Origin of the sequence: Microbacterium sp. (assembly GCF_036277215.1) — a bacterium.
GTDB lineage: Bacteria > Actinomycetota > Actinomycetes > Actinomycetales > Microbacteriaceae > Microbacterium.
The window spans coordinates 1-9,236 of record NZ_DASUNI010000242.1 but is presented as its reverse complement, the minus strand read 5'-3'; the positions used below and the strand labels follow the sequence as shown (position 1 = coordinate 9,236).

8 protein-coding genes and 2 pseudogenes are annotated in these 9,236 nt (G+C 70.5%); 8 read left to right on the top strand and 2 right to left on the bottom strand.

Annotation, left to right across the window (positions count from 1 at the left end; genetic code table 11):
• A pseudogene (locus VFX99_RS12185) lies at nt 1-189 on the top strand (guanine deaminase); the annotation flags it as partial.
• Nucleotides 190-293: 104 nt separating this feature from the next.
• On the opposite strand, the gene VFX99_RS12180 reads toward VFX99_RS12185, so the two are convergent.
• Nucleotides 294-815, bottom strand: coding sequence for an adenine phosphoribosyltransferase (locus tag VFX99_RS12180; protein WP_329666559.1), 522 nt, complete (start codon nt 813-815; stop codon nt 294-296).
• Between the two features lie 65 nt (nt 816-880).
• On the opposite strand from VFX99_RS12180, the gene VFX99_RS12175 reads away from it, so the two are divergent.
• The 4 genes from VFX99_RS12175 (at nt 881) to VFX99_RS12160 (ending at nt 5,898) form a co-directional block, all read left to right on the top strand.
• Nucleotides 881-2,584, top strand: a complete 1,704-nt coding sequence (locus VFX99_RS12175; RefSeq protein ID WP_329666558.1) for a glycoside hydrolase family 13 protein — start codon at nt 881-883, stop codon at nt 2,582-2,584.
• Nucleotides 2,585-2,615: 31 nt separating this feature from the next.
• Complete coding sequence (locus VFX99_RS12170) at nt 2,616-3,647, top strand: LacI family DNA-binding transcriptional regulator (RefSeq protein ID WP_329666557.1); 1,032 nt, start codon at nt 2,616-2,618, stop codon at nt 3,645-3,647.
• 101 nt (nt 3,648-3,748) lie between these two features.
• Nucleotides 3,749-4,963 carry an amidohydrolase gene (locus VFX99_RS12165; protein ID WP_329666556.1) on the top strand — a complete coding sequence of 405 codons (1,215 nt, stop codon included), beginning with the start codon at nt 3,749-3,751 and terminating at the stop codon, nt 4,961-4,963.
• Between the two features lie 77 nt (nt 4,964-5,040).
• Complete coding sequence (locus VFX99_RS12160) at nt 5,041-5,898, top strand: hypothetical protein (RefSeq protein ID WP_329666555.1); 858 nt, start codon at nt 5,041-5,043, stop codon at nt 5,896-5,898.
• An 84-nt stretch (nt 5,899-5,982) separates the two neighbouring features.
• On the opposite strand, the gene VFX99_RS12155 is transcribed toward VFX99_RS12160, so the two are convergent.
• Complete coding sequence (locus VFX99_RS12155; protein ID WP_329666554.1) at nt 5,983-6,879, bottom strand: TerC family protein; 897 nt, start codon at nt 6,877-6,879, stop codon at nt 5,983-5,985.
• 91 nt (nt 6,880-6,970) lie between these two features.
• Between VFX99_RS12155 and VFX99_RS12150 the strand changes: the two genes are divergently transcribed.
• From VFX99_RS12150 to VFX99_RS12140, 3 genes and pseudogenes are all read left to right on the top strand, one after another.
• Nucleotides 6,971-8,272: a SufS family cysteine desulfurase gene (locus VFX99_RS12150; protein ID WP_414684374.1), complete on the top strand. Its 1,302-nt coding sequence runs from the start codon at nt 6,971-6,973 to the stop codon at nt 8,270-8,272.
• Nucleotides 8,269-8,739 (top strand): Fe-S cluster assembly sulfur transfer protein SufU, encoded by a 471-nt coding sequence (gene sufU / locus VFX99_RS12145; protein ID WP_329666553.1) that lies wholly within the window; start codon nt 8,269-8,271, stop codon nt 8,737-8,739. The genes VFX99_RS12150 and sufU overlap by 4 nt, the downstream gene beginning before the upstream one ends.
• 129 nt (nt 8,740-8,868) lie before the next feature.
• Nucleotides 8,869-9,236: pseudogene (locus tag VFX99_RS12140) on the top strand (phosphoribosylformylglycinamidine synthase II); the annotation flags it as partial.

The window sequence follows — 9,236 nt, the reverse complement described above, 5'->3', positions numbered from 1 at the left end:
AAGGACGCGGACTTCGTGATCGTCGATCCCGCGGCTCAGCCCGGCTTCGGCCTGTCGCTGGACACGGCCGCCGACGGCGGCGACGAGGCGCATCTGTTCACGCTGCTCATGGGCATGCGCGAGGCATCCGTCACCGGTGTGTACGTGCGCGGGCGGCGAGTGGTCGCGCCGCAGCCGTTCGCACCCTGACCCCCCGTCCCACTTCCGCCGAGACTGCAACGGGGCGGCGAGACTGCGGGTGCACCCCGCAGTCTGGACGTGCGGTTGCAGTCTCGCGGATAAAGAACCCCGGTTCAGCCGCGGAACACCGTGTGCACCTCGCCCACGACCTCGCGGCCGCCCAGACCCTCGAGCTCCATGAGCACCGCCGTCCCGACGACGGTCTGGCCCAGGTCCGCGAACAGACGCTGCGCGGCGACGAGCGTTCCCCCCGTGGCGAGCACGTCGTCCACGAGCAGCACGCGCGTGCCGGGCGGGAGGTCGTCGTGCACCTCGATCGTCGCCTGGGCGTATTCCAGCTCGAACGACGCGGATGCCGCCGGCCGCGGCAGCTTGCCCGCCTTGCGCACCGGAACCATCCCCACACCGGCCGCGATCGCCACGGCGCCGGCCAGCAGGAAGCCGCGCGCCTCGACGCCGGCCACGACGTCGTAGGTGCCCGCGAACGGCGCGATCAGCGCGTCGATCGAGATCCTGAAGGCCTCGGCATCCGCGAGCAGCGGTGTGATGTCGCGGAACAGGATCCCGGCTCGCGGATGATCCGGGATCTCGCGGATCAGCGACTCGGCGCGGGCGAGGGCTTCGGCGGTGGGCACGCGCCCACCCTATCCGCGGCGCCCCGCCGGACAGGGCCTGTAAGCGCTTGCACTAGCCTTGACGGATGACTTCCCCCGAGATCACCGTGCCCGACATCGTCGACCGCGCAGGCGCCCTGTCCTCCCGCCCCGGAGCGGAGTGGTGGCGCACCGCCGTCATCTACCAGATCTATCCCCGCTCGTTCGCCGACAGCTCGGGCGACGGCGTCGGCGACCTTCCCGGCGTCACGGATCACCTCGACGACCTCGTCGAGCTCGGCGTCGACGCGCTGTGGCTGAGCCCGTTCCAGCGCTCGCCGCAGAAGGACGCCGGCTACGACGTCACCGACTACTGCGACGTCGACCCGCTCTTCGGCACCCTTGCCGACTTCGACGATCTGCTCGCCGCCGCCCACGGTCGCGGCATCCGCATCATCGTGGACCTCGTGCCGAACCACTCGTCCGATCAGCACGTGTGGTTCCAGGCGGCCCTCGCTGCCGGGCCCGGTAGCCGCGAACGCGCGCGCTACCTCTTCCGCGACGGCAAGGGCGAGAACGGTGAGCTGCCGCCGAACAACTGGGAGTCGATCTTCGGCGGACCGGCGTGGACGCGCGTGGTCGAGGCCGACGGCACACTCGGTCAGTGGTTCCTGCACCTGTTCGACTCGACGCAGCCCGACTTCGACTGGTCGAACGAGGAGGTGCGCGAGGAGTTCCGCCGCGTGCTGCGCTTCTGGCTGGATCGCGGCGTCGACGGCTTCCGTGTCGATGTCGCGCACGGCCTGGTCAAGGATGCCGCCCTCCCCGACTACACCCCGCCCGCGGACGCCGATTCGATGGGCGGCGACGAGGCGCACGTGCCGTACTGGGGACAGGACGGCGTGCATGACGTATATCGCGATTGGCATCTGCTCCTCGCCGAGTACAGCGGCGACCGCGCGCTGTGCGCCGAGGCCTGGCTGCCGACGATCGCGCGGACGGCGCTGTGGGTGCGGCCGGATGAGATGCACCAGGCGTTCAACTTCCCGTACCTCGTGACCGACTGGGATGCCCCCGCCCTGCGCGCCGTGATCTCCGAGTCGCTGCGCATCTACGCCGGCGTCGGCGCACCGAGCACCTGGGTGCTCTCGAACCACGACGTCGTGCGGCACGCATCGCGGCTGGCGCTGACGGCCGAGAACCCCCAGGGTCACGGCATCGGCCCGAGCTCCCCGGGCAAGCCGATCGCCGACGTCGGTCTGCGTCGCGCCCGCGCAGCGACCACGGTGATGCTCGCACTGCCGGGATCGGCGTATCTGTACCAGGGCGAGGAGCTCGGCCTGCCCGAAGTCGTCGACCTGCCGGACGCCGCACGTCAGGATCCGACCTGGTTCCGCACGCAGGGCGAGCGCTACGGTCGCGACGGATGCCGCGTGCCCATCCCGTGGTCGGCGACGGCTCCGGCGTACGGATTCAGCCCCACGGGCGACTCATGGCTGCCGCAGCCGGCGCAGTGGGAGACACTCGCGCACGACGTCCAGGTCGACGATCCGGGCTCGACCCTCTCCCTCTACCGCGCACTCCTCTCGGCCCGTCGGGCGCACGGACTCGGAGCCGGGACGCTCGAGTGGCTGTCGGGATTCCCGGCCGGCGTCCTCGCATTCCGAAACGGGAATGTGGTCGTCGTCGCGAACATCTCGGATGCCGCGATCACCCTTCCGCGAGGCACTGTGATCGCGACGAGCGGCCCGATCGTCGGTGACGAGCTGCCGGTCGACACCGCGGTCTGGCTCGAGGACGCCCGGGCCTGATCGCGCAACGCCGAGAGTTCGAGGAGGCGCCGTGGTGAGCATCGACGAGGTCGCCCGCCTGGCCGGCGTGTCGACGGCGACGGTCTCCCGCGCGCTGAGCGGACGCGGCCACGTATCGGGCCCGACGCGCGCGCGCGTCGAGTCTGCCGCGAAGACGCTCGGGTACGTCGTCTCGTCGTCCGCGTCGAGCCTGGCATCGGGGCGCAACCGGAACATCGGCGTGCTCGTGCCGTTCCTGGACCGCTGGTTCTTCAGCATGGTGCTCAGCGGCACGGCCGCAGCGCTGATGCGCCGCGGCTACGACATCACGCTGTATACGCTGACCGCCGACCGCGAGCAGCGCCGCACCGTCTTCGAGACCTTCCTGCGCAGACAGCGCGTCGACGGCGTCCTCGCGATCTCGATCGAGCTGGACGAGGGGGAGACCGTGCGCCTGCGCGAGCTGGGTCTGCCGGTCATCGCGATCGGCGGACCGCACCCGCTGCTGAGGACGCTCGCCGTCGACGATGTGGAGCTCGCGAGGCTCGCGACCGCGCACCTTCTCGGACTCGGCCACCGCGAGATCGCCCACATCGGCGCGAGCCCCGAGTTCGACGTCGACTTCCACATCCCCACGCACCGGCGGCAGGGATTCGAGCTGTCACTGGCGGATGCCGGCATCCCCGCACGGCCGGAGCTCTTCGAGCCCGCGGACTTCACGATCGAAGGCGGCTTCCGCGCCGCCAAGCAGCTGCTCGGACGGCCAGGCGCCCGTCCGACCGCGATCGTCGCGGCATCCGACGAGATGGCGATCGGCGCCCTGCTCGCCGCGCGCGAACTCGGATACCGCGTGCCGGAGGATCTCTCGGTCGTCGGCATCGACGGACACGAGCTCGGTGAGTTCTTCCGCCTCACGACGGTCGACCAGTTTCCGCTCGCGCAGGGAGAGCGCGCCGCCGATGCGATCCTCGATGAGATCGAAGCGCCGGATGCCGCCGCCCCCCGCACCGCGCAAGGCGAGCAGCCGACGCACCTGCCGTTCGAGCTGATCGTCCGCGGCACCACGGCCCGGCTCGAGCGCTGACCCGCTCACTCGCCTGTCATGCTCTGCGTCCCGAGTCGGGCGTGTCGTGACAGGCGAGCACCCGCCGCGGGCGGCGAGCCGCGAGAACTAGGCTCGAACCCATGACCCTCGACCTCGAAGCCCTCTACACCGACCTGCACCGGCATCCCGAACTGTCGTTCCAGGAGACGCGGACGGCGGGCGTCGTCGCCCGTGAACTCGCGGAGCTGGGCATCGACTTCGAGGAGGGCATCGGCAAGACCGGCGTGATCGGCACGATCCGCAACGGCGAAGGCCCCGTCGTCTGGCTGCGAGCCGACATGGATGCGCTCCCGGTGAAGGAGCTCACCGGCCTGCCGTACGCGAGCACCGCGCGCGGCACCGACCCCGCAGGCACCGATGTGCCCGTCATGCATGCGTGCGGCCACGACCTGCACGTGACGTGCCTGCTCGGCGCCCTCGAGCGCCTCCTGGAGACGAAGGACCAGTGGTCGGGGACGATCGTCGCCGTATTCCAGCCCGCTGAGGAGTACGGAGCCGGTTCGCAGGCGATGATCGCCGACGGCGCGCTCGAGCGCTTCCCCAAGCCCGACATCGTGCTGGGGCAGCACGTCACACCCCTGCCTGCTGGGACGATCGGCGTGCGCTCCGGCACGCAGATGGCGGCATCCGATGGTCTCACCGTCACTCTGCTCGGCCGCGGGGGGCACGGGTCGCGACCGCACTCCACGATCGACCCCGTCGTCATGGCCGCGGCCACCGTCATGCGCCTTCAGACGATCGTGTCGCGCGAGGTCGACCCGCGCGACGTCGCGGTCGTCACGGTGGGCTCGATCCACGCCGGGCTGAAGAACAACATCATCCCGGCCGAGGCCAAGCTCGAGCTGAGCCTGCGCTACCCCGACGAGGACGCCCGCGCACGCGTGCTCGCCAAGGTCGAGCGCGTCGTCCGCGCCGAGGCGCAGGCCTCGGGCGCCGACGAGGAGCCGGTGATCGAGATCGACCACTCCCTGCCGCCGACGATCAACGATGTGCACGCGACCGCCCAGCTGACGCTCGCGTTCGACCGCGCATTCGGCGAGGGCACGGTCGTTGACCCCGGCATGTTCACCGGCAGCGAGGACGTCTCGTGGTTCGCACGCGAGTCCGGCGCACCGCTGGTCTTCTGGTTCTGGGGCGGCATCGATCAGCAGAAGTACGCGGACGCCAAGGCCGCAGATACGATCGAGCGCGACATCCCCACCAACCACTCGCCGTACTTCGCACCGGTGATCCAGCCCACGCTGGATCGAGGCGTGGACGCGCTGGTGGTCGCGGCCCGCGAGTTCCTGGGCTGACCGCCCGCCCGGTTCGCACCGAGTGCACGACAGCACCACCGGCCCGCACTCGACCGCGGGCTCGTAGACTTCGGCACATGACCACGGGCGAGCAGGATCGGCGCGACCCGTGGCTCCGGAAGGCCTGGTGGTGGGCGCTGGACTACGTCTACGCCGGCCGCCGGCAGCTTGCGATCCTCACCGCTCCCTGGACGATCGGCCGGGCGCGCCCCTCCCCCCGACGCTGGAGCACCGGCTCGGAGCATCTCGCCGAGATCGTCCTGCTGCCCGGCGTATACGAGCACTGGACGTTCCTTCGCCCCCTCGGCAACGCGCTCAACGCGGCCGGACACCGCGTGCGGGTCGTGCACGGCCTGGGGACGAACCGCCGCGGCATCGCCGAGACCTCGGAGCGCCTCGGCCGGGCACTCGAGAAGCACGCTCCCAGCCCGGCCGGCCGCGTGCTGGTCGCACACAGCAAGGGCGGGCTCATCGGCAAGCACCTGCTGGTCGCGTCCGGCGCGGCGGCCGCAGCCGCCATCGAGGCGGCGGCCGGCGGCGATCCAGCGGATGCCGCGGCGAGCGCGCCCGCTCCCCACGAGCAGGACACGCTGCACGGCGAGACGACCGGCGACGGACCCCCACTCGGTCTCAAGGGCCTGGTCGCCGTCTGCACGCCGTTCCACGGCTCTCCGCTCGCAGGACTGTTCATCGTCCCGAGCATCCGCGCCTTCCTCCCCGACGACGAGACGATCGTGATGCTCGGACGGGAGGATTCGGTCAACGGCCGCATCGTGTCGATCTTCGGCCGGTTCGACCCGCACATCCCGGGCGGCAGCGCCCTCGACGGTGCGACGAACGTCATCGTCCCCGCGGCGGGACACTTCCGCATCCTCGGCGCGCGCGAGACGCACACCGCCGTGCTGGACGGGGTGCGGCTGCTGTCGGCCGACTGATCGCCTGGGCCGCGGGCCGCTGATCGCCCGAGCCGCGTTGCGCTGATCCGTGCGGCACAGTCACCGGCGGACCCGCGCTTCGCCTCAACCCAGGCCGGCGCGCTCCTCGACGTCAACGGCTCCGGAGACCGGCTTGCGCGAGAGGCCTACGGCCCCGGCATCCGGTGCCTTCGACAGGGCCGCCGACACGGCGACCGACTCGTCGACGTCGGGATACTGCGGCCGCAGCTGCACGGCGTGCTGCTGTTTGTGCTCGCGCCTGGCCTTGCGCGCGGCGTAGATGAGGTTCAGCGCCTCGACCAGGATCGCGAAGGCCATCGGAGCGTAGATGAGGGCCTTGTCGATGTGGATGCCGAAGCCCTCGGCGATCAGGAAGACGCCGATCAGCAGGAGGAACGACAGGGCCAGCATCTTCACCGTCGGGTGCTTGTTGACGAACGTGAAGATGAAGCGCGACGCGAACAGCATGATGCCGAACGAGAGCACCACGACGACGATGATGACGACCAGGTTCTCGGTCATTCCCACCGCGGTGATGACCGAATCGAGCGAGAAGACGATGTCCAGCAGAAGGATCTGCGTCAGCACCGAGGCGAACGTCACCTTCGCGACCTTGCCGCCGGCGCCGTGCTCGTCTTCGGCGCCCTCGAGCTTGTGGTGGATCTCGGTGACCGCCTTGTAGACCAGGAACAGTCCGCCCGCGATCAGAATGAAGTCCTTGATCGAGAAGCCCATCCCGAACCAGACGACCACGTCCTCCTTCAACGTGATGATCCAGCCCGCGAAGAACACGAGCACCACGCGGATCAGCATCGCGAGGGTGAGGCCGAGGTTGCGGGCTCTGGCCTGCTGCTCCTTCGGCAGCTTCGACGCGAGGATCGAGATGAAGATCACGTTGTCGACACCGAGAACGATCTCGAGGACGAAGAGTGTGGCGAAGACGGCGATCAGATCGGGCGTGAAGGCGAAGGAGAAGTCCACTCAGCCATCGTAGGTGGGCGTCGCCGGCGACCCCGACCCCGCGCACAGGCCCGCGGCGTAGCCTGGAAGTGTGAGTACCTCGACCGACTCCGTGACCGCCGTGCCCGCCGCGACGGCGCCGACCGCGCTGGATCCGCGCACGCGGCGCGCCGACTTCCCGATCCTCGACCGGCGGGTCGACGGGCACCCGTTGGTCTACCTCGACTCGGCCGCGACGAGTCAGAAGCCCCGCGCCGTGATCGACGCCGAGGTGGCATTCCTCAGTAACGAGAACGCGGCCGTCCATCGCGGTGCCCACACGCTCGCCGCCGAGGCGACGGAGCTGTACGAGGAGGCCCGGGCCACCGTCGCGGGGTTCGTCGGCGCGACGCCCGAGCAGCTGGCCTGGACGAGCGGCGCGACGGCCGGCCTCAACCTCGTCGCCTACTCGATCGGCAACGCGACGCTCGGCCGCGGCGCTCCCGCGAGTGCGCGCTTCGCTCTGGCGGCGGGCGACGAGATCGTCGTGACCGAGGCCGAGCACCATGCCAACCTCGTGCCGTGGCAGGAACTCGCCGCGCGCACCGGCGCGGTGCTGCGGCACATCCCCGTCCGCGACGACGGCACGATCGACCTGGATGCCGCGGCATCCATGATCTGCGAGCGCACCCGCATCCTGGCGTTCCCGCACGTGTCCAACGTGCTGGGCATCGTCAATCCCGTCGCCGAGCTGGTCGCGCTCGCCCACTCGGTCGGCGCGCTGACCGTCCTGGACGCCTGCCAGTCCGCTCCGCACCTGCCGCTCGACCTGCCCGCGCTCGGCGTCGACCTCGCGGTCTTCTCATCGCACAAGATGCTGGGACCGTACGGCATCGGCGGACTGTACGGCCGCTCGGACGTGCTCGAGGCGCTCCCGCCGTTCCTCACCGGCGGCTCGATGATCACGCGCGTGACGCTCGACCGCACCGAGTACCTGCCCCCGCCGCAGCGGTTCGAGGCCGGAACGCAGCCTGTTTCGCAGGCGATCGCGTTCGCCGCCGCCGTGCGCTACCTCGACGGCGTCGGCATGGATGCCGTGCACGCGCACGAACGCGCGCTCGAGCAGCGGCTGCGCGAAGGACTGCGCGCGATCCACGGCGTCCGACTGCTCGGCGATGCCCCCGCCGGCGTCGACCGGGTCGGTCTCGCGTCGTTCGACGTCGACGGCGTCCACGCGCACGACGTCGGCCAGTACCTCGACTCGCGCGGCATCGCCGTGCGCGTCGGCCACCACTGCGCCGCCCCTCTGCACGCCCGCTTCGGGCTCACCGCCTCGGTGCGCGCCTCGACCGCGCTGTACAACACCGCCGACGAGGTCGACGTGTTCCTCGACGCCCTCGCCGATGTGCGCCCGTTCTTCGGAGTAGGCGCGTGAGCGGGCTCGAGTCGCTGTACCAGGAGCTGATCCTGGAGCATTCGAAGCGGCCGCACGGCAAGGGGCTCACGGACGAGGGCGGTGCGCCGTCCGGCAGCATCACGGCCACCTCGCACCAGCGCAACCCGATCTGCGGCGACGAGATCACCCTGCGCGTGCGGCTCGACGACGCGGACGTGGTCCGCGAGGTCTCGTGGGAGGGCTCGGGCTGCTCGATCTCGCAGGCATCCGCGTCCATGCTCGCGGTGCTCGTCGACGACAGCGAGGACGGGATGCCGAGGGCCCAGGCATCCGCTCTCATCGACGGTTTCCGCGAGGCGCTGCGCTCGCGCGGCACGATCCCGATCGATGAGGAGACTTACGGGGATGCCGAGGCGTTGAGCGGCGTCTCGAAGTACACCGCCCGGGTGAAGTGCGCGATGCTCGCGTGGGTCGCGTTCGAGGACGCCCTGCGCCGCGCCGCCTGATCGCTCGTTTCTTCCCGCGAGACTGCAACCGCACGTCGAGGCTGCGGGGTCCACCCGCTGTCTCGACCTCCCGTTGCAGTCTCGCGGATCGGGCGGGCGGGGCCGGGCGGACGCGGTGCCGGAACTAGGATGGGTCGTGTCCGGCGTCCCCGATTCCTGGAGCTGAGCCGCGTGACCACCCCCTCCCAGATCTCTCCGGCTCGCGCCGTGGCGGATACCGTTTCCAACGCCGCCACCACCCCCGACCGAGAGCAGCCGTACGCCGCGCTCGGCCTCAAGCCCGACGAGTACACGCGCATCCGCGAGATCCTCGGACGCCGCCCGACCAGCGGCGAGCTCGCCATGTACTCGGTCATGTGGTCGGAGCACTGCTCGTACAAATCGAGCAAGATCTACCTGCGCCAGTTCGGTGAAAAGGTCTCCGACGAGATGAAGACCCGGCTCATGGTGGGCATGGGCCAGAACGCCGGCGTCGTCGACATCGGCGAAGGCTGGGC